Below are 20317 nucleotides of genomic sequence, written 5' to 3' on the forward strand. Positions count from 1 at the left end.
TCATAGGATAATAAGCTTTTTTTATTAGAAACAATTGAACTCGTTTTATATATATAACAATATAGGAATATTGTGGTGACACCAAGGGGTCACTATAGTTACACGAAAATTCTTTTAGGAAATAGTTATGAATCGTATATTGCCGTCTAGAATTATCGGATTAGTGATCGTGGCAAGCAGTGCGTTGTACGCAGGTTGTGCTTCTACCGAAACCAACACCGCTGTGAAGGATGTAAATGCTGCCAATCCTTATGCGCCGACGACTCCAGGACTGGCAGTAGCAACGGTCGCTGGTGGGTGTTTTTGGTGCGTGGAAGCAGGCTATGAGAAAATCCCTGGGGTCATAGAAGTGGTGTCTGGCTATACAGGTGGTAATGTCGAAAACCCAACTTATAAACAAGTATCAGCAGGTGGTACGGGTCATACGGAAGCGGCGCAAGTATATTATGACCCTACACAGATTACCTATAACGGTATCGTACAGGCGTTATGGCGCATTGCTGATCCCACTGATAATAAAGGTCAGTATGTGGATCGAGGTACGCAGTATCGCCCCGCTATTTTTTATAATAATGCGCAAGAAAAACAGATAGCAGAAACTGCCAAGCAATCATTGCAGGACTCTGGGGTATATGACAAACCAGTGGTGATCGAAATTGTACCTGCGAGCACTTTTTATCCAGCAGAAGAGTATCATCAGGATTATTATAAAAAAAACCCGCTACGCTATAAGGCTTATACCTTCAACTCTGGTCGCTATCAATTTATCGAAAGCGTCTATGGCAAAAACTATGAGCTAGATTTCAACCAGTTTAAACCGACTGCGGCCAGCTCTAAACAGGCAGCTTTAAATGAAACAGCAACTAAAGCAAGCACGGGCTTCAACCCAAAAACCTTTGTGAAGCCAACACAGGAAACGCTGAAAAAGTCGCTGAGTGATATTCAATATAAAGTTACGCAAAAAGAAGGTACCGAGCGCGCCTTTGATAACGCTTATTGGGATAATAAAGCGCCAGGGCTTTACGTCGATGTGATATCGGGCGAGCCGCTATATTCTTCTCGTGACCAATTCAAGTCTGGCACAGGCTGGCCCAGCTTTATCCGTCCGTTGAGCGCTGACGTGGTCGTCGAAAAAGAAGATCGTGGTATTTTTTCAACTCGTACCGAAATTCGCAGCCGCTATGCTGACTCTCATGTAGGTCACGTATTTGATGATGGTCCAGCACCGACGGGCAAACGCTATTGCATGAACTCAGCGGCAATGCGCTTTATTCCGCTAGCGGAGATGGAAGAAGCGGGTTATGGTAACTGGATTGATGCGGTAAAATCAGTGAGTTAGAATTTTCTCAACACGGCACAGTATCCCTGTTTTAGAGATATCTGAATTGCATAAAAAAAGGACACTTGATGAGTGTCCTTTTTTTGTTCTATAGTCAAAACATCCTAAAAACGTGACGGTATAGCTGATATCAGTTTTTTATAGCCTCTGTCTGCGCAGGCACAGCAAGCAAAATGGATATCAGCAGTGCATGATGGTTCGATATTACTTTTCATTCACTATAGGATACCAACTTAAAACGCTGGTTGACGCTTAGGTACGGCATTTAAGAATTCGTTGCGTGCTTGGTTATCATGCACATATTCACCAAGCATCGCTGTGCTGCGTGTGGTTGAATGCTGCTTATTGACACCGCGCATCATCATGCACATGTGTGATGCATCCATTACCACAGCTACACCACGGCAGCCCGTTACATCCATGATGGTCTGTGCCACTTGCTCACTCAGGTTTTCTTGAATCTGCAAACGGCGAGCAAACATATCGACGATACGCGCAAACTTTGACAGCCCTAAGACTTGTCCGTTTGGCAGATAACCGATATGTGCCACCCCATGAAAGGGGAGCATATGATGCTCACATAACGAATAAAACTCAATATTTTGTACTAAAACCAATTCGCGATTGGTCGACGGGAATACCGCGTCATTGACCACTTCATCCAAGCTTTGATGATAGCCTTGGGTTAAATGAGCAAATGCTTTTGCCGCTCGAATGGGCGTATCTAGCAATCCAGGACGATCTAAGTCTTCGCCAGTTGATTCAATCAGTTGACGATAGGATACAACGCTTTCTTGATAATCTGAGGAGACGATAGGGGTGTTACTCATAAGTTTGGCAGCCATCCAAAATGTGGGTGTAGCTTAACGCTAAATCCTTGTTTATAAACAACGGTTATAAAGGATTTTTATAAAAATTGTGCAAGCTGGGAGGGCTGTGATTATACTTTAAATCTGCTCAACTTCATACCGCTGTGGCAGTAGTTAAGTGTTTAATCAATATAGTCACTCGTTGAACACTCAAAATAGTTTACGACTGTATACTTAAATTATTTCGTGTATAATAAGTCATCTTTATATCTATCTTTTTTATTCATGGTTATTATCTTATTAAAACAAACTAAATAAATAACGTTGATCGACTCAAAAGGAAATATTATGCTACTGCAAGGACAACGGTTCGTCGTCACTGGCATCGCCAGCAAACTCTCTATTGCTTGGGCTATCGCAGAGGCGTTGCACCGCGAAGGCGCGTCACTCATCTTAACCTATCCTAATGATAAGATTAAAAAACGCGTTGATATGGCTGCGGAGAAGTTCGAAGCAGACTTGGTATTAGAGTGTGATGTGGCTTCTGATGAGTCTATCGCGGCGTGTTTTGAGCAAGTCACCGCACATTGGGGCGACGGTATCGATGGTGTGGTACATGCGATTGGCTTTGCCCCGATGGATCAACTCGATGGTGATTTCGTTAGCGCCACAACGCGTGAAGGCAGCCATATTGCGCATGATATCTCCAGCTATAGTTTCGTCGCGCTAGCCAAAGCAGCACGAGAGCTTTTGGCCATGCGTCACGGCTCAATGCTGACCTTGACTTATGAAGGTAGTATTTCGGTATTGCCAAATTACAACGTCATGGGTATGGCAAAAGCCAGTCTTGAAGCCAGTGTTCGCTATCTAGCGACCTCTATGGGCGGTGAAGGTATCCGCGTCAATGCTATTTCGGCAGGTCCTATCCGCACGCTAGCTGCCAGTGGTATTAAGTCTTTCCGTAAAATGCTGGATATTAGCGAAAAAATTGCACCGCTACAGCGTAATGTCAGCCAAACAGAAGTGGGAAATGCGGCACTATTTTTATTGTCGCCTTGGGCTTCAGGTATTACTGGTGAGATTATGTTCGTTGACGCTGGTTTTAATACTGTTGCTATCAGTGAGCAATTGATGATGCTTGATGAGCCACAGCAGTAATTGTTTAAAAGGTCTTTAATTGTGTTTTATCAGGGTGTGTTGAATATTCAATATGCTCTAATTCTTGAGATTTATAAAATCCATTGACCATGACAAACCTTTAGTGCAATCATAGTAATGACAGAGAAGGCAGCCAACCGGCTGTCTTTTTTGGTTATACTACGGGCTTTTTGGTAACAAGCCTTTAGGTGCTAGATATGATAACCAAATTACCAAGGTGGATATTGTGGGGCGGTGCTGTACTTGCCTTTAGTGCGGGCTGCCTCAATACGGCAGCATTAATGGGATTTACCAATTTATCCGTGTCGCATGTCACTGGCAATGTGAGCCTATTTGCTGCCGCTATTGCTCATTTTGATGCTGTCAGTATTCTATATATTGGCGCGTCGTTGTTATCATTTTTGGCGGGGGCAGTATTGAGTGGTTTTGTCATTGGGCAAACCTCATTGAAGTTAGGACGGCGCTATGGCACTGCGCTTTATATTGAAGCGGCGTTATTATTGCTCAGTTATTGGTTATATCAGCAGCATGATTATCTAGGACAATTGGCCGCTGCCATGGCGTGCGGATTACAGAATGCGATGGTGGCGACCTATAGCGGCGCAGTCATTCGTACTACTCATCTAACGGGTCTAACGTCAGACATGGGTGCTGCTATCGGTAATTGGCTAGCAGGACGCTCAATCAGTAGGCCGACATTGGGCTTTCAGGCGATTATTTGGTATTGCTTTTGCGGTGGCGGGGTAGTGGGTGCGTTTTTATATGCCAAAATTGGCTATGGCGCATTGTTTGTACCGATCACTATCGTGCTAACGGCGGCATTTGTCTATAACTATGCCTCAGATCATTTGCCAGAACAGAGACCACCACAAGCAAAAAAGCGCTCATCAGCAAGATAGGCGCTTTTAGACTATATTTTATGGCTTTTTATACCGAACCGAACTATTTATCTTCTTCTGGATTGTGATCTTCATGTTCGTGCATACCTTGCATCATATCTAAGGCAGAGTCATCAGTACGTTGTTGGTCTTTTTTATCTAGACCATCTTGATTGATATCCTTCGGTGCCATCTTCGTGGTTGCATCTGTTTTGTTTGGGTCTGTCATAACGTGCTCCTGTTTGTTTTTGTTAACTGCCAATAAAAATAGCTATATGCAATATTTATGGGCGTTTGGTTTTATTTCACATAGTAAGTATGAGATAGAGCTACCTTGTTGTACAGGTACGGTGTAGGCTTGTTTAGTGACGATGTGTAACGAGGTATCACTGGGATGCTGATGATTTCTGTTCAATGTCATTTACAATAGCAGAGAATAGGTTTCGAAATAAATTGCTGTTAGCAATTATGATTAAAAGTTATCTTTATATTTTAGTTTTTTCAACGTCTTTGAGGACAATAAGGATATGTTATGTCAGAGCAAAAGTTAGACAGCCATCTTCCTGATGATGGCAATGAGTATTTATTTACCGACACCTTTCCAAAGGGTACAGGCAAAGGGCTGATAGTGGTCATCATTGCTGCCATTGTCAGTATGGTTATTTATAATGTATTGCCGTTCGATATCAATGCCAATAAAGGCTTGGCCATGCTGTTCTTCATCGGCGTGCTATGGCTGACAGAAGCACTACATGTGACCATTACTGCACTATTAGTGGTGGTGGTTGGCGCGCTAATTGGTATTCCAGAATTCGATGCCGAAATCGGCTTGCAGAGTTTTGCTAACCCAACGATTTACTTGTTTTTTGGTGGTTTTGCTTTGGCTGCCGCCTTGCATGTACAGCAATTGGACAAAAAAATTGCGCTAAAAATTCTATCCATGTCAGGTGGCAAGCTTGGCACGGCTGTATTTTTAATATTTGGGGTCACTGCATTTTTGTCGATGTGGATATCGAACACTGCCACAGCTGCGATGATGCTACCTCTTGCGCTCGGTATCCTGACGCAGGTTGACCGCGAAAAAGATCGCGGTACGTTTGTGTTTGTATTATTGGGTATCGCTTACTCTGCCAGTTTGGGTGGTCTGGGTACGATTGTTGGTTCACCGCCTAACGCCATCGCGGCAAAAGCGCTTGATATTGCGTTTATCGATTGGATGAAATTCGGTATTCCAATGATGTTAGTGCTATTGCCACTATTACTGGGGGCGATGTATTTGTTCCTGAAACCCAATCTTAATCGTACGGTCGTCCTTGTCGAAGAGGAACCTATTGAGTGGAATAAGCCTCGGGTAGTGACGATTATTGTCTTTATCGTGACAGCACTCAGTTGGATATTCTCCAAAAAAATCGGTGCGGCACTTGATATCACCGATACCGATGCGGTCATTGCATTGTCTGCAGCAGCAGCGGTAGTGAGCTTGGGACTTGTATCGTGGAAGCAAGTCTCTGACAATACTGATTGGGGTGTGCTCATGTTGTTCGGTGGTGGTATCGCACTATCAACAATTTTGAAAGTTTCTGGCGCCTCCTTAGTGCTGGGCGAGACCGTGGCCAATGCGTTGTCTTCGGCACCACTTATTATCGTAATGATTGCGGTATCGGCATTTATTATCTTCTTAACAGAGTTCGCGTCTAATACTGCCTCTGCCGCGTTATTAGTGCCGGTATTCGCTGCTATTGCTGAGCAAATGGGTTTACCACATGAAGTGTTGGTATTGGTCATCGGTATTGGTGCTTCTTGTGCCTTTATGCTTCCTGTCGCCACACCACCAAACGCGATTGTATTTGGTACGGGGCTTATCAAGCAGTCAGAGATGATACGGACGGGTATCATTCTCAATATTATCGCCACCTTTGTCGTTGGGCTGTGGGCGTATTTTTTCTTAATTTAGTCTTATAATAAGCTGACTATAAATCCATGACACCCGATGTTTGAGTTACTCTCGAGCATCGGGTTTTTATTTACTATTGGCCTGAATGTCTGTATAAAATACTTAATATTTGTTTGTTTATAAGTAATAACAGGTTTGAACGAGATTAACATCACATATTAGCGTCATCTCATTAAACGGATTTAATAAAAATGGCAAAACGTCTGACGAAAATCATGGTCTTTATTGTTTTAGGATTGCTTGTTTTATTGATAGCTTTAATCGCACTCTATTGGGCGGCCGATAGAAGCGTCGCTGATTTAAAGCGCTGGCAACTACCCAATAGTGAGTTTATAAGTGTGCAAGGAATGCAGGCACACGTTGTACGGTCAGATAAGTGTGAGGTGTTTCGTAGCCAAGCCAAAATGAATGAAGCAGTGAACACTGGCGCATCGCTACCGGAAACACTGGTTTTGTTACATGGCACTTCAGCGAGTTTGCATACATGGCAGGGCTGGACGCATGAGTTAAGTGATGACTACTGTGTTATCAGCATGGATCTGCCGGGGTTTGGCTTGACCGGCCCTTATACTGATAAATCCACTCGGTATGACAGTGCCAATTATGCTAAGTTCGTCATTGATGTGCTGGATTATTTAGAAGTGGGACGCGTGACGTTAGCAGGCAACTCGCTAGGTGGTAAAATCGCTTGGCGTACTGCAACATTGTATCCTGAGCGGGTTAATAAACTCATATTGATCGATGCAGTTGGCTACCCTGCAACGCCAAAACAGGTGCCTATTGGTTTTAAACTGGCGAAATACCCCATACTGACCCCACTGCTTAGCCGTGTGCTACCGCGTGATGTTGTGAAAAAAAGTATCTTAAGCGTCTACGCGGACGACAGCAAAGTCGATGAGGCTTTAGTGGATCGTTATTACGATTTGACTTTGCGTCAAGGCAACCGTCTGGCGCTAAACCGCCGCTTGCTGGAGATGGATAACACGGCAAATCAAGCACAAATCAAACAATTGGATTTACCAACCCTCATCTTATGGGGTGCGCAAGACGACCTAATCCCAGTAGAAAACGCCAAACGGTTTCATCGAGATATCGCTAATAGCCAGTTAAAGGTATTTGATAATTTGGGACATGTACCACACGAAGAGGATTCCGTAGCGACGGTTAAAGTAGTACAGCAGTTTTTGGTTGGTGAACAAATAGATGAATAATCCAAAAAACAAACGAATAACGACAATAGCCGCTGTTTCCGACATTCATAGCAACGTCTTCGCGCTTGAAGCTGTGTTGGCTGATATCAAACGTCGCGATATCGATCAAATTGTCAATCTGGGTGATATTTTATACGGACCTATTGCCCCTAAAGATACCTATGCGCTTCTCATGGCGCATCAGAACGATATCATTACGATTCGAGGTAATCAGGATAGACAGATTTATGAAGCGACAGCGGCGGATATTTCTGATAACGCAACCATGGCTTTTATCCTTGAAGACTTACCTAAAGCAGCGGTTGAATGGATGCAAGCTTTGCCGTTTGATTATCATGTCAGTGAAGATGTATATCTATGCCACGGGTCACCAACCGATGACATGGTATATATGCTCGAGAATATCGAAACAGGGCAGCCGATAGTACGTGATGACGCAGATATTCTGACATTGCTTAACAGTATTGAAAGTGCCGTTATCATCTGTGGTCATACTCATATCCCGCGTACCGTTACGCTATCGACAGGGCAAACGATAGTCAATACAGGTAGCGTTGGTTATCCAGCCTATGAAGATAATTTGCCTATCGCGCATAAAATGCAAACCTATTCGCCCCATGCCAGTTACGCGCTTATTAAAAAATGCGTTGGTGCTGAGCAAGGTACTATACAAAGTACTAAGCAAGATACAAGCTGGCAAGTTGAGCATATCAAAGTGCCTTATGATTATGAAGCTGCGGCTAAATTTGCTGCAATGAACGGTCGTGAAGATTGGGCGTTTGCGCTAAGGACAGGGCGGGTGTTATAACTATAAAAACAGCTAAATAATTTTTAGAGCAAATTGATTACAAGTTCCATATACCCAATAAGGATTGCATAAGATGCCAACACTATTTATGGTGCAACTTGGTGGTCGTCCAAAAGGTCGTTTGATTGAGCAACATGACATGTTTTTTGGTGTGGCCAATCAGGTGAGCGAGTTGATAGAGGATATTAATCACCATTGGCCTGAAGTCAAAAATAAATGGCACATCGACTCGTATCGCGCTATTACTAAGGTCGGTAATCACTCGATAAAGTTAGTCGAATCAGCAACTAGTGATGGCAATAATGGTTTAAAACTGTTCTTTATTAATTTAGGCGGCTATCAGCAGGGGAGCTTCGAAGAGTTTCATTATAAACTACTTATCGTTGCTGCCACTCAAGCCGATGCTGTCAAACAAGCCAAACAGAGTGCATTTTATAAAGAATTTACTTTTAAAGATAAAGATTCACCTTTCGATGCCGCATCGCATATTGATGATAAATTTGCGGTGGATATCGATGATATTTATAACGTTAATGATCTTATCTCAAACGTACAGATTTTAATTGAACCTATTGCTCATGATAGTCATGCACTTGCAAAAACCGACGATGATAAAGAGTACGTCGGTTACCTCAGTATTAAGAATTTAAGGAAGTTGACATAATATGGCTTTAAATATGTACTTTAAGAACGGCATAATTCGCAAAACGCGCTGCCAAATCTCTGATGAGCTAGTACCCGCCCTATATCAGATTCATGACAATGCCAATTTTCCGCAACTCACTTGGTTAATTGATAAGCTGTATGACAATCCGCAGATTCAACCTGATATTGCTCAAGCATTGGCTGATGAGATGGTAGGGTTTGAAAAGTTAATACTCTCGCTACACCTACCTTTTCCTAGGGTGCCACTGCAAAATTTGCAGACCTTTTTTATGGAGGCTGCTACTAAACAACAGGTTATTCATACGAGTAGCACGTTGTAATGGCTGTACTGTTTTCATTTAAGAATCACGTTAGAGTATTTAAAATCGATTATAAAAGGGGATTATTTTTTCAAATACTGATGTACGGTTTTCTGCTACAACCTTATTTGATTTAGTATCGATAATTTGAATTTGACACCCAGTATCTTCAGCTTCTATCTTTTCACCCATAAAATTCGTTTTACTTCTAAAGTTTTCGCTGGTTGTATTGCCTTTTAGTAAGTAACTTCCATTGGGTACTAGGATAGCCTCTACGGTAACAACGCATAATATTGGCCAATCGCCTAGACCTTTGACCATTTGATGCTGATAAGAAAACCTTAATTTTTTATTGGCCTCAAAAGTATTTATTTCGTTGAAAGCACCGCGCTTACCCAAATTCATGTAAACAGTTTCAGCCTGACCATTAACGGCAAGAGCAATAGAGAGAGGGCTTGGTACTAATTGGATGTCAACTCTTTCAACATAACCTTTGTCAATGAATCTAGCAGGGCTATAAAATGATGCTGGGTCAATCTCGTAAGCCAGTGTTGCTGTATCAGCGTTTCTAGGAGGCTCATAAGGTTTTGTGCTCAAACACCCTATAAGAGTAATGGCTAACACAGATAATAAAGTAATCTTTTTATATAAGAAAATTGACATAATATGTCCATAGTTGAAGGTTGTAGAGTAATCAGAGACCATTATTTTAAATGACATTTGTCTGAATTACTAAACTTAAATTTACAATATGAATTTTCATGCCTCACCAACAATTATCATAAATGCAAATGTAATCCATACAAACCCTTCTTGAATCACACTGGAAATATCCCCATAATCAAACCACTTATAAACAATAAATAGCCTAAGCAAATATGTCTAATACTTTTAATGATGGTCCAAATTTAGCAAGCAATGATTTTTCTAGGAATTTAAATAACGTAGCTAGCGATTTAGCTGAAACAAATGATATAAATAACTTTGCAGAACTGCCCGTACTGGCAAAAGACAGCTATTATTTAAACCGCTTAGAACGTGAGCTGGCGCGTGCTGTTGTTGCTAAGAATAAGAAATCGGATAACAACGCGAACGAGAAAAACGATAAAGCAGAAGAGATTCTTGCCAAAAAACGCGCGCAGTACGACAAAATCAAAACCCGCTCGCAGCAAGCGGTGCAGGCACGTATGGATAGTATTCCTGAAAATTTACCTGCTAAGTTAAATCTTGATCTGCCCGTTAGCCAACGTGGTGATGACTTAATTCAGGCTATTATCGATAACCAAGTCATTATCGTCGCAGGGGAGACGGGCTCTGGTAAAACAACGCAATTGCCGAAATTGGCAATGCTAGCAGGACGTGGTATTACTGGACAGATAGGGCATACCCAACCAAGGCGACTAGCGGCTAGAAGTGTAGCAAACCGTATCGCTGAAGAATTGGGCGAGCAGCTTGGTAATACGGTCAGTTTTAAAATTCGCTTTAATGAACAAGGTACCGCGCAGTCAGTCGTTAAACTTATGACTGATGGTATCTTATTGGCGGAATTGGGTCATGATCGATTTTTAAGTAAATACGATACTATTATTATTGATGAAGCGCATGAGCGTAGCTTAAACATTGACTTTATTATGGGTTATCTGAAAAAGTTGCTACCAAAACGCCCCGATTTAAAAGTCATTATTACCTCAGCAACGCTTGATACCAAGCGCTTTAGTGAATACTTTAGCCGTTATGATAATAAACTAAAGCGTAACGTACCTGCGCCGATTTTTAATGTCGAAGGGCGCAGCTTCCCCGTCGAAGTTCGCTATCGTCCGCTGACTGATGAGCCAGTAAACAGCTCGGATGATGACAGCTACGATGATTTTGAAGAAAATCTGCCGCGTGCGGTTGTGGCTGCGGTAGAGGAATGCTTTGGTGATGCACAAAGCAAAGGTCATGCTGACCAAGCAGATATCTTGATATTTGCCGCCACTGAAGCAGAAATTCGTGAACTCCAAGAGGTACTTGAACGTCATGGACCCAAGCATACCGAAGTACTGCCACTATTTGCACGGCAGACTTATGAAGAGCAGCAGCGTATTTTTCAGCCCTCAGGTCGAGGTCGACGTATTGTGATCGCGACCAACGTCGCTGAGACTGCGCTGACCGTACCCGGCATTCGCTATGTCATTGACTTAGGATTTGCGCGGATTTCACGCTATTCATATCGCTCACGCGTACAGCGTTTACCGATTGAGGCGATTTCACAAGCGGCTGCCAATCAGCGCAAAGGTCGCTGTGGTCGTGTCGCACCGGGTGTTTGTATTCGTCTCTATAGTGAGGAGGACTTTACTGGTCGTCCTGAGTTTACTGAGCCTGAGATTCTACGTACCAATTTAGCGTCCGTTATTTTACAGATGGCCAATCTACGTTTGGGCAGTGTCGATGACTTTGAGTTTATTGAGCCACCCGATAGTCGCTTGGTCACAGATGGGCATAAATTGCTTGATGAATTAGGGGCGATTACGTCTAAAGATGAAGCAACTTCTACTAAGCAAACCAACAAGCCAAAAGCAAAAAAAGGTCTCGATCATCTAAGCCTGACGCCCACTGGTCAAAAGATGGCACGTATGCCAATCGATCCAAGGCTAGCACGTATGCTAGTTGCCGGTAGCGATTTTGACTGTATTCGAGAGATGCTTATCGTGGTCGCCGCGCTTGCGGTACAAGATCCTCGCGAGCGCCCTGCCAATAAGCGTCAACAAGCAGATCAAAAGCATGCAGAATTTCGTCAAGATGACTCGGATTTTTTGTTTTATCTAAGTCTGTGGAAGGCTTTGTTTGAAACCGATGAAGACGGCAATAAGCTCTCTGGTAATCAACGCAAGCAATTCACGAAGAAAAACTATCTGAGCTTTCCGCGGGTGCGTGAATGGAGTCAGACCCATCGCCAGTTGGTGCAAATGGTCACCGACCTCAAGCTTACGGATGTTAAAGAGGCAAAAACTACGGATACGTTAGAAAACGTGACTAACGATCCAACGGCGATTGAAGATGAAGAACTTAAAGCGGTTAAATATGCCAATTTACATCGCGCATTATTAACAGGCTTGTTGTCTACGATTGCTCACAAGACTGAAAATCGTGGTGAATACTTAGCAGCTCGCCAGCAAAAAGCCAAAATTTTTCCAGCCAGTACGGTATTTAAGCAAATACCACCTTGGGTTCTAGCCTTTGAAGTGGTCGAAACCTCGCAAGTCTTTATGCGTACCGTTGCCAAGATTGAACCAGAATGGATTATCTCAGCGGCAGGCGACTTATTAAAGTATCACTACTTTGAGCCGCATTGGTCGAAAAAGACGGGGCGTGTCAAAGCTTACGCGCAGATCAGCTTATTTGGTTTGATTATTATCAGTAAGCAGCTGACCAATTACGAGCAAGTCAATCTGGTTGAGTCACGAGAAATCTTTATCCGCGATGGTTTGGTCACGGGTAACTTAGGTCGCCAAGCGCCATTCTTGCAGCATAACATGGACAAAATCGCTCATGTTGAGCGTATCGAAGACAAGCTGCGCCGTCGTGACTTACTCGTCGATGAAGAGACGCTATACCAGTTCTACGACAAAAAAATCCCTGAGCATGTCGCCAGTCGCAAGGCCTTTGAAGACTGGCGGGCTGAGGTTGAAAAAACTGATACCAAGCATCTATTCTTCACCGATGATGACGTGCTCAATAGTCAAGCACCGACCACAGGTGACTTTCCTGAAGTGTGGCAGTTGGGTGATTTAAAGCTGCCGCTACGTTATGTCTTCGATCCGGCGAGCGATGACGATGGAGTGACGATTCGCGTGCCACTCGTTGCGCTACCGCAGCTAGATGCTATCGAGCTGTTATGGGGCGTACCTGGTTGGCGTTTTGAGTTGGTATTGCAATTACTTAAGTCATTACCCAAAGATATCCGCCGTCAAATCGTACCAATTCCTGACACCGCTGATAGCTTGTTTGATGAATTGCAGCCCGCTGGTGGTCAAGGCTTACTTAAGCAGCTTTGCCAAGCCTTAAATCGTCGCGGCATTATGTCGGTGACAGCAGACAATTTTAATCCCTCTAGTATCGATCGTTATTTGCAGCCGCAAATCTGTGTGGTCGATGACAAAAACCGTATTATCGAAAAAGGTCGCGACCTACAAACGCTACAAATTCGCCATGCTAGTGAAACCAGACAAGCCGTGAATGAGCAGCAAGGCACGCATACCGAATTCCCTGAGCACTTTGCCTTTAGCAAAAACCATCATAGCGCAGGCGTGGTGATGAAACAGTTTGCCGCCTTGGTCGCTGACGAGGCCGGCGAGGCAGTATCGATTCATCAATATACCGATGTAAACGCTGCATTGCAGGCGCATCGTATCGGCGTTTTGACTTTAATCAAAGGCAAGCTTGGCGCTAAGAGAAAACAGCTGACCAGTCAAATCGATAAGATATTTAAATTGGCGTTTGCGCCACTTGGTGATATGGAAAAACTCAAAACCATCGTCATCGATGCGGCGTTAGATGCGGCGCTTGAAGAGCATTACGTGTTATTTAATCATAGTACTGATTTACCTGAAAGCGCTGATGATAGTGCTGTGGCGCTCGCTGAAGAATTGCCTTTTACGCCAGAGGAGTATGAAAAAACCTTAGAGGTGGTGGCTGGCAACTTCTTATTGACTGGTCAAAGCGTCATAAAAACGCTCAAAAATGTCTATGCCCGTTGGCAACGTATTCGTCAGAGTTTACTTATGCTCGATCGAGAAATATTCGGCGAGTCTATCGAAGATATTGAAGATCAGCTTGAAGATTTGCATTTGGCTGATTTTGTTTATCGGATGGATTATAGCCATTGGCAGCAGTATCCACGCTACCTAGAGGCACTGGAGATTCGTATCGAACGGCTTGAGCATAACATTGAATCCGACCTCGACGGTGTCTATGCGCTGGACTTGCACATGGAGCGGCTGGCAGGTCGTGCCAACAATGAATCTATCAGCGAGTACCGCTGGATGGTCGAGGAATATCGTATCCAGCTGTTTGCCCAACCGATGAAAACCCGTATAGCAGTGTCTCCAAAGCGTCTCAGTAAGATATGGGATAAGGTAAGTTAAGGTTTGATTTGAGTTTTAAAACTTTTAAATTAGTAAAGCAAAGCAATTAACTTGTATAGCTCTTTGTTTTAGTCGATAATATTCGATTAAAATGAAGGGCTATTCTTTTTTTAGAACAGAGTTTTTTTGATTTTATTCCATAAGTTGGTTTAGTTTTTTGAGTAGGATAAAAAAGTAATGATTAAAGGTAGATTGCTAATATTAGGGTTTATATCAACTATATTTATGAGCACAGGTTGTGATGAAACACAGGCTAGTAACAACAGTGACGTGAAAGCAGTTGCGCCAGAAAGTACCGAAAAAGAAGTGCAGCTACGAGGTAAGTATAAAAGAAGCTTTGAGATTCATGAATTAGTTTCTAATGGCATCACTTACTATGTATCAGATCCAAAGCAGTTATTAATAAAAGATTCGAAAAGTATAAATCAAAAAGGCTATTACAAATATTTTGAAACTTGCGTCATTGGTGACATTAGTTCTCTGGGTAAATATGGTCCTCTAGGTAAATATCAAAAGCAAATAACAGTTCGTAGAATTTGTACGTAGTGTGAGTAGGGTGCGTCCAACGCACCAATTTCATTAGATCTGTTTCTTATCAGTTCGCTTATTACACTTCACGTGAACTTTAACATTTAAAAAATACCATTTGTTCAGAAGTACTTATAATGAAACAGCTAAGGCGGCACTAGGTTACCTTAGCTATTGGTTTTAACCATTCAGATTTCTTTTCATCACACCCATGCTATAAGCTAAAAAAGCGATAAGTGTTAAGAAGACGATAAAAGGGGTAAATATCCATATCGTAATATTAATAAGTAATGGTGATAAGAAGCCATCGAACATATCGAAATCGAGCCTTAACGAGTCACTCAATACGTCAATTGCCCGCTTGGAAATGGGAAATAGCAATGTGCTTAGCGCTAACATATAGTTATATTTACCAAAATCAGGATCTGTCATTAATACGGCAAAGTAAAAGACCGAGTAAAAGACAATGCTTAAGGCCCAGCATTTGAGAGTGTAGCTTAAACGAATCATAGTAGCTCCTCACGAAATATGCTTGTGATTAACCTAGAAATAACGGTGTTTTGATAATCCTAAATGCATAAATACTCCATATATGTTATATTATGAATATATAGGTCAAGTCAACTGTTATTTTTTTGATTAGGATATTTCATGAGTGATTCGATTGAGAAGTTGAGTCGTCCAAGCGGCTCCTTGACGTGAATACGTAAAATAATAAAATGAAGTCAAAAGCTACACTGATCTAGAAGAAAAAAGTTATCAAAGCCTGAGTGTTATTTCATAATGTATACATCAGACAGATAGCGAACGGGTCAACCAATCACTTTTGGCGGTAAATAGATAGTAAACCTATTTAAAGGCTGAATAAGTACACTATAGGGGGTATTTTGCTCTGAAAGAGTGACAATGCCTAAGTCTGATAATAGCTTAAAATTGGCAGAAATTAGAGAAGCTGGCTGTACTTCAAGTCTCTTATGCCAAACGCGATAAGTACCAAGTTTGCCATCACGGCGATGATAAAATCCTGCCAGCGGATGGGTCAAATAAATAAGCGCCGATTCTGTATCAGGGAAGCCTGGGAACGAAAAATCATCCTCTGTATTTTGCGCAAGCGATACCGACGCCGCTGCCCATTCTGACTCAGCGTTTACCGAATACTTTACATACTTGCCAGTTGCGTCATCAAATTGACAATCAAAAGTCATTTTCGCGCTATGCCAAGGCAAACTCCATAAGTACCTTGATACTGCTAATGTCCAAGAATCTAAAGTGGTGCCCAAAAACCATACGCAGCGCTCACCAGTCTTTTTATCTATGATATAGATACGATAGTTGGTCTGTCCCATGGTGAATGTTGGAAAAGGATAAACCGCAGAGGTAAAATCAACATCGATAAAGGGTACAATAGAGATCAAGCCTTTTTCTTCGCCGTCTATCATGACCGTATCGAGCTTGAACCTGTCAGGAAATATTCCCTCGAATCTGTGTACTGGCACTGCATACGTGATAATGGAAAAATGTTTTAATCCGCAGACAACGTCGATACCTGTGGGCTTAGGTCTCTCATATAAATAATCCTCAAAACGTCGTAATTCTTGCACGATATTTCCTTATATAATTATGATAATGGTTAAGGTTAAGATAATGAATCTACACCCTTTATAGCGCTCAAGGTGCGTCAGTTATCAATTAAGCTCACTGCTCGGACTGACTCCAAACAAGCGCTTATATTCACGGCTAAATTGACTGGGGCTTTCATAGCCTACTTGCATGGCAATTTGTGATACTTGTGCCTCACCGAGTTGAATAAGCTGTCGCGCTTTCATTAATCGCAGGCTTTTCTGGTATTGCAGCGGGCTTAATTGAGTGATTTCTTTAAAATGTTGGTGAAATCCTGAGACACTCATGCCACATTTACTGGCCAACTCTTCGATGATGATAGACTCATTCAAATGCGCTTTGAGCCAATCGGTGGCTTGAGCAATACGATGCGTATGACTACCATTGACAACGAGCTGTCGTAATTTATTACCTTGCTGTGCTGAGAGCAACCGATAGTATATTTCCTGTTGAATTAATTCAGATAAAAATTTGATATCATTTGGATAATCAAGCAAGTTTATGAGCCGCTCAAATGCGGCAAGTATGGTGTTATCCAATTGCCATTTGATACCCAGCTGTCTTTCTTCCTTATTTTGTATGGGCGGTATTTTGGCCAATACCTCTCTGATCATGGCAAGGTCTAGTTTCATTGACAGGACAATGACGGGATTGTCTACTGAGGCATGTTTGACATGCATGCTTAGAGGAATATTTACGGGGCAGAACATCAAATTACTATTATCAAATTTTTGGCAGTCATTTCCTAAGTAAATCTCTCGCTCACCTTGCAAAACGATACAAATACTCGGTTCTTGAATATAGCTAACGGTTCTATTGGGTCTATCCGCACAGTAGAAAAACAAACCTGGAATGGCAGACTCGATGGTTTGGTTTTTGGGTAGTATGGCAAGTAATTGCTCAATCGTTGTTGGCTGCATAATCGTTATCTTAGATAATAGCTTCTTAATGGATGGATTATAAGCTTGCTGTCTCTTATAATGTGTTTCTGATGTCATTAATGGCTTAATCATATAATTATTTATAGAATTAGGCAATAAGTTTGGAGGACTGTTCTAACGCTTTGAGGTGAGAGTGCCTATAATAACTTTATTGAAACGAAACAAGCACGACTTTTAATCACATCAAACAAGGAACATATTATGAAAATTTTTTACAAAACTCGCGCAACAGCAACAGGTGGACGTTCAGGACATACAGGCTTAGATGATGGCTCATTAGGCTTTGATTTGGTCTCTTTTCAAGAGCAAGACAAAGAAGGGGTCAACCCAGAGCAGCTCTTTGCGATGGGTTATGCAGCCTGTTTTGATAGTGCCTTGAACCTGACGGCGCAACACATGAAACTGCCGATCACGGCTTCGAAAACCTCTACCCAAGTTGGTATTGGCATGAAGCAAGATGGCAGCTATAACTTAGATATAGATTTATACGTTGAAGTGTCTGGTATCGACGAAGCACAAGCGCAAACGTTGATTGAAGCAGCCCATCAAGTCTGCCCATACTCCAATGCCACGCGTGGTAATGTTGATGCACGCCTGCACGTGACCGTTGTCTAATATAAGCTCTATGCAGTAGAGTGCTTATATTTTAAAAACGCCAGTAGCTTAAGTTACTGGCGTTTTTTGTCATCAATAAATATGACTTTCAGACAGAGGTGCCACAATAAGCAGCGATTTTATTATGCAACCAATCATAATATCTCTATCGTCATAGCTCGTAATGCGTATTATCTGGAATCACGGTCATTTTTATGCCGCCCCATGTGACCAATACCACGCCAATGGCTATTAATGAAGCGCCTAATAACAGACCTTCTGGTGGACTTTCTCCTTGCAAAAAGATGGCCACAGGCACACCAACGATTGCGCCTACTGAACCCAATAAACTTAATAACACGGGACCGCCTGTTTTTTGTAATAAAAATAGCAGTAAAAACTGCCCAGCGAAGATAAATGCTTGTAGCACAATCAAACTCGTTGGCAGTAACGCACCCGTTGGCACTGCAAGTGAGAAGTTTGGCAATATACCAACCAGACCTAACAAGATAGCGGCGACAATGAGCATGCCAGGAGCCAACGAACTGGGGGAAGCGGCGTCTGGCCAGCGTAAGGTACGATAGATATTACCAATCGCTAGCAAAACAGGGCCGCAAAGTGCGAGCAGAATCCAAAAAATACTGGCATCGGGTGCCGAAAACTTGCGTATGGCTAAGACACCCACACCGCCCAGCGCTGCCACTACGCCAAGAGCTCGAACGATATTGAATTGTTCCATACGCATGGATAGCGCGCCAAGGTAGGTTAGCAGTGGTGGTAAAGCGATCATCAAAGCCACGAAGCCTGCACCAACTTGCGGAATCGCAGAAAAGAAAATTAGGTTAGAGCCTGCAACACTGACAAGGGCAGCGACCGAATAGTATTCCAAGCTACGTAGCGTCAGCGGCGGCAAGTCACGTCGCAAAATCGTTACGACCAATAAGATAAGCGCTGCACCAGTGATCGACCAAAACAGAAAGGCGAGTGGCGATAAGCCAATTTGCCCAGCAACCTTGGCCAGATTGGTAGAAATTCCGATCAATCCGCCACCGGCTAACAGGCAAATCACTGGGATCAACCATATGTGCTTGTTAGACAGCGAGTTATGACTGGTTGATTCACTCATGGGCTATCCTATAGTCAGTCCCAAATAAAACGAGTACAAGTATTACAACGTGGCACTGGTATAAATTTTCCTTGCTCGCTGTGTCTGCGCAGTTTCGATGCTACAAAAAATTTATATCAGTAGCCAGTTTATGACTCTTTATTCATAGAGAGACCAATTAATTAACTAGAATCATTCCACTATAAAAGCATCACTGAGTTAACCTCGCTTGACGTATCAAATATACATCTACACTCGGTTGCCTTGTACTACTTTTAAATTGAATCGACTATATTGCACAATAGACGCTCATAAAAAATGCCAGTAGCCTAAGTTATGGGCGCTACTGGCATTTTTGTTTTTAACGAGTATTAAATACTGTCAGTCATTTTATTATTATTGACTATACTTGACAGTTTACGCTGTACTGCTGTCCGTTATCTGAGCTGATGGTCATAATGCCATAATCAGCCTTGGTGTGCCAATCGAATGTCGTTTTAGGGTTGGTGTCATTTACATAACGAGCACCAGAACCTGATACCACTTGCTTTAACGATATTTTTGCATTGTTTAAGCCGACTTTAGGTAGCGAGACGTTTAAGTTAGCAATTTGACCATTTGCGGTATAGGCGGCTGTCACTTTGCCGTTGTCTTCGCACGTTAGTGTCTGAACTTGGTTGCTTGCACTGCCACTTGCTGTAGTTATAGTTGTTGTTGGAGCGTTAGTGGCACAGGCCGTTAGAAGTACAGCAAAAGGCGCAACAGCTAATAGTTTTTTCATAATATTCCTTAATATTGTTAATGATTGTTTGTAATTTCACAAAGCAATATCATACAGTAAACTTTGTTATTTCGTGTTGTGGTTCGAGTTTATCAGCGTAACGTTTACTTTCTTTATTACAAATAATGGGACTATTTATTTTTCATAAAAACAAATAGTCTTTAGGGCGTGTCCTCATTTTAAAAATGGTGATAAAAATGAGATAAATTGCAGTCAAACAAGGAAAATAGCTGGTTAATATCGGGATATTAACCAGCTATTTAACGATGTTTGGCAAAATTTAGCCATTTTTAGTCCGTTTAGATATGATCAATTGAATGTTCAACAGACCCTAAAACAGGTCGAAATTTTTTATGATCTAACTTAACGTCTTTGGCGTTTTTTTATTCTCTTAGATTAACACACCAAGTGCAACGCTAATTAATATTATAGAACGCCTGCATAGGCGTTTTAAACCCTAAGCGTTTTCTTGGTCTGTTATTTAGTTTGTTCTCAATGTC

The 20317-nt window shown here is 42.2% G+C and carries 19 protein-coding genes; 11 read left to right on the plus strand and 8 right to left on the minus strand.

Annotated features, from left to right (window positions below; genetic code table 11):
• Positions 1-127: 127 nt before the first annotated feature.
• A complete protein-coding gene (gene msrB / locus HQR03_RS09390) occupies positions 128-1339 on the plus strand; it encodes a peptide-methionine (R)-S-oxide reductase MsrB (protein ID WP_173239988.1) in 1212 nt (403 codons plus the stop codon).
• 233 nt (positions 1340-1572) lie between these two features.
• Here the strand turns inward: msrB and folE are convergent, their stop codons facing one another.
• Positions 1573-2169, minus strand: coding sequence for a GTP cyclohydrolase I FolE (gene folE / locus HQR03_RS09395; protein WP_025651169.1), 597 nt, complete (start codon positions 2167-2169; stop codon positions 1573-1575).
• Between the two features lie 327 nt (positions 2170-2496).
• On the opposite strand from folE, the gene HQR03_RS09400 reads away from it, so the two are divergent.
• Both HQR03_RS09400 and HQR03_RS09405 read left to right on the plus strand, forming a co-directional pair.
• Complete coding sequence (locus HQR03_RS09400; protein ID WP_025651168.1) at positions 2497-3306, plus strand: enoyl-ACP reductase FabI; 810 nt, start codon at positions 2497-2499, stop codon at positions 3304-3306.
• Positions 3307-3503: 197 nt separating this feature from the next.
• Positions 3504-4205 carry a YoaK family protein gene (locus tag HQR03_RS09405; protein WP_101212599.1) on the plus strand — a complete coding sequence of 234 codons (702 nt, stop codon included), beginning with the start codon at positions 3504-3506 and terminating at the stop codon, positions 4203-4205.
• A 43-nt stretch (positions 4206-4248) separates the two neighbouring features.
• On the opposite strand, the gene HQR03_RS09410 is transcribed toward HQR03_RS09405, so the two are convergent.
• The gene (locus HQR03_RS09410) at positions 4249-4413 is read right to left on the minus strand and encodes a hypothetical protein (RefSeq protein WP_173239989.1); all 165 of its coding nucleotides are present in this window, start codon (positions 4411-4413) and stop codon (positions 4249-4251) included.
• A 303-nt stretch (positions 4414-4716) separates the two neighbouring features.
• Between HQR03_RS09410 and HQR03_RS09415 the strand changes: the two genes are divergently transcribed.
• The 5 genes from HQR03_RS09415 (at position 4717) to HQR03_RS09435 (ending at position 9143) form a co-directional block, all read left to right on the plus strand.
• Complete coding sequence (locus tag HQR03_RS09415; RefSeq protein ID WP_173239990.1) at positions 4717-6138, plus strand: SLC13 family permease; 1422 nt, start codon at positions 4717-4719, stop codon at positions 6136-6138.
• A 191-nt stretch (positions 6139-6329) separates the two neighbouring features.
• A complete protein-coding gene (locus HQR03_RS09420) occupies positions 6330-7349 on the plus strand; it encodes an alpha/beta fold hydrolase (RefSeq protein WP_025651165.1) in 1020 nt (339 codons plus the stop codon).
• Positions 7342-8157, plus strand: a complete 816-nt coding sequence (locus HQR03_RS09425) for a metallophosphoesterase family protein (RefSeq protein ID WP_173239991.1) — start codon at positions 7342-7344, stop codon at positions 8155-8157. The genes HQR03_RS09420 and HQR03_RS09425 overlap by 8 nt, the downstream gene beginning before the upstream one ends.
• A 73-nt stretch (positions 8158-8230) precedes the next feature.
• Positions 8231-8821, plus strand: a complete 591-nt coding sequence (locus HQR03_RS09430; protein ID WP_173239992.1) for a DUF1543 domain-containing protein — start codon at positions 8231-8233, stop codon at positions 8819-8821.
• Between the two features lies 1 nt (position 8822).
• Entirely contained in the window at positions 8823-9143 is a 321-nt protein-coding gene (locus HQR03_RS09435; protein WP_173239993.1) for a hypothetical protein, read from the plus strand.
• Positions 9144-9182: 39 nt separating this feature from the next.
• Here the strand turns inward: HQR03_RS09435 and HQR03_RS09440 are convergent, their stop codons facing one another.
• The gene (locus HQR03_RS09440) at positions 9183-9785 is read right to left on the minus strand and encodes a hypothetical protein (protein ID WP_025651161.1); all 603 of its coding nucleotides are present in this window, start codon (positions 9783-9785) and stop codon (positions 9183-9185) included.
• Between the two features lie 311 nt (positions 9786-10096).
• On the opposite strand from HQR03_RS09440, the gene hrpA reads away from it, so the two are divergent.
• Both hrpA and HQR03_RS09450 read left to right on the plus strand, forming a co-directional pair.
• The gene (gene hrpA, locus HQR03_RS09445; protein WP_173240003.1) at positions 10097-14248 is read left to right on the plus strand and encodes an ATP-dependent RNA helicase HrpA; all 4152 of its coding nucleotides are present in this window, start codon (positions 10097-10099) and stop codon (positions 14246-14248) included.
• Positions 14249-14425: 177 nt separating this feature from the next.
• The gene (locus HQR03_RS09450; RefSeq protein WP_173239994.1) at positions 14426-14794 is read left to right on the plus strand and encodes a hypothetical protein; all 369 of its coding nucleotides are present in this window, start codon (positions 14426-14428) and stop codon (positions 14792-14794) included.
• Between the two features lie 162 nt (positions 14795-14956).
• On the opposite strand, the gene HQR03_RS09455 is transcribed toward HQR03_RS09450, so the two are convergent.
• From HQR03_RS09455 to HQR03_RS09465, 3 genes are all read right to left on the minus strand, one after another.
• Positions 14957-15286, minus strand: a complete 330-nt coding sequence (locus HQR03_RS09455; RefSeq protein ID WP_173239995.1) for a hypothetical protein — start codon at positions 15284-15286, stop codon at positions 14957-14959.
• 302 nt (positions 15287-15588) lie between these two features.
• Positions 15589-16377, minus strand: a complete 789-nt coding sequence (locus tag HQR03_RS09460; RefSeq protein ID WP_173239996.1) for a DUF2071 domain-containing protein — start codon at positions 16375-16377, stop codon at positions 15589-15591.
• A gap of 84 nt (positions 16378-16461) precedes the next feature.
• Complete coding sequence (locus HQR03_RS09465) at positions 16462-17316, minus strand: AraC family transcriptional regulator (protein ID WP_173239997.1); 855 nt, start codon at positions 17314-17316, stop codon at positions 16462-16464.
• A 222-nt stretch (positions 17317-17538) separates the two neighbouring features.
• Here HQR03_RS09465 and HQR03_RS09470 point away from each other — a divergent pair, with 222 nt between their 5' ends.
• A complete protein-coding gene (locus HQR03_RS09470; RefSeq protein ID WP_173239998.1) occupies positions 17539-17952 on the plus strand; it encodes an organic hydroperoxide resistance protein in 414 nt (137 codons plus the stop codon).
• Between the two features lie 151 nt (positions 17953-18103).
• On the opposite strand, the gene HQR03_RS09475 is transcribed toward HQR03_RS09470, so the two are convergent.
• Complete coding sequence (locus HQR03_RS09475) at positions 18104-19057, minus strand: DMT family transporter (RefSeq protein WP_173239999.1); 954 nt, start codon at positions 19055-19057, stop codon at positions 18104-18106.
• A 382-nt stretch (positions 19058-19439) separates the two neighbouring features.
• Positions 19440-19817, minus strand: a complete 378-nt coding sequence (locus tag HQR03_RS09480; protein ID WP_173240000.1) for an MliC family protein — start codon at positions 19815-19817, stop codon at positions 19440-19442.
• Positions 19818-20317: the final 500 nt, after the last annotated feature.

The sequence above is a fragment of the Psychrobacter okhotskensis genome (assembly GCF_013248965.1).
Classification (GTDB): domain Bacteria; phylum Pseudomonadota; class Gammaproteobacteria; order Pseudomonadales; family Moraxellaceae; genus Psychrobacter; species Psychrobacter okhotskensis.

What these genes read in the sequence shown, in the direction of transcription:
- msrB (WP_173239988.1), top strand. Translation starts at nt 128, where the DNA reads ATGAATCGTATATTGCCGTCTAGAATTATCGGATTAGTGATCGTGGCA.
- folE (WP_025651169.1), bottom strand. Translation starts at nt 2,169, where the DNA reads ATGAGTAACACCCCTATCGTCTCCTCAGATTATCAAGAAAGCGTTGTA.
- HQR03_RS09400 (WP_025651168.1), top strand. Translation starts at nt 2,497, where the DNA reads ATGCTACTGCAAGGACAACGGTTCGTCGTCACTGGCATCGCCAGCAAA.
- HQR03_RS09405 (WP_101212599.1), top strand. Translation starts at nt 3,504, where the DNA reads ATGATAACCAAATTACCAAGGTGGATATTGTGGGGCGGTGCTGTACTT.
- HQR03_RS09410 (WP_173239989.1), bottom strand. Translation starts at nt 4,413, where the DNA reads ATGACAGACCCAAACAAAACAGATGCAACCACGAAGATGGCACCGAAG.
- HQR03_RS09415 (WP_173239990.1), top strand. Translation starts at nt 4,717, where the DNA reads ATGTCAGAGCAAAAGTTAGACAGCCATCTTCCTGATGATGGCAATGAG.
- HQR03_RS09420 (WP_025651165.1), top strand. Translation starts at nt 6,330, where the DNA reads ATGGCAAAACGTCTGACGAAAATCATGGTCTTTATTGTTTTAGGATTG.
- HQR03_RS09425 (WP_173239991.1), top strand. Translation starts at nt 7,342, where the DNA reads ATGAATAATCCAAAAAACAAACGAATAACGACAATAGCCGCTGTTTCC.
- HQR03_RS09430 (WP_173239992.1), top strand. Translation starts at nt 8,231, where the DNA reads ATGCCAACACTATTTATGGTGCAACTTGGTGGTCGTCCAAAAGGTCGT.
- HQR03_RS09435 (WP_173239993.1), top strand. Translation starts at nt 8,823, where the DNA reads ATGGCTTTAAATATGTACTTTAAGAACGGCATAATTCGCAAAACGCGC.
- HQR03_RS09440 (WP_025651161.1), bottom strand. Translation starts at nt 9,785, where the DNA reads ATGTCAATTTTCTTATATAAAAAGATTACTTTATTATCTGTGTTAGCC.
- HQR03_RS09450 (WP_173239994.1), top strand. Translation starts at nt 14,426, where the DNA reads ATGATTAAAGGTAGATTGCTAATATTAGGGTTTATATCAACTATATTT.
- HQR03_RS09455 (WP_173239995.1), bottom strand. Translation starts at nt 15,286, where the DNA reads ATGATTCGTTTAAGCTACACTCTCAAATGCTGGGCCTTAAGCATTGTC.
- HQR03_RS09465 (WP_173239997.1), bottom strand. Translation starts at nt 17,316, where the DNA reads ATGCAGCCAACAACGATTGAGCAATTACTTGCCATACTACCCAAAAAC.
- HQR03_RS09470 (WP_173239998.1), top strand. Translation starts at nt 17,539, where the DNA reads ATGAAAATTTTTTACAAAACTCGCGCAACAGCAACAGGTGGACGTTCA.
- HQR03_RS09475 (WP_173239999.1), bottom strand. Translation starts at nt 19,057, where the DNA reads ATGAGTGAATCAACCAGTCATAACTCGCTGTCTAACAAGCACATATGG.
- HQR03_RS09480 (WP_173240000.1), bottom strand. Translation starts at nt 19,817, where the DNA reads ATGAAAAAACTATTAGCTGTTGCGCCTTTTGCTGTACTTCTAACGGCC.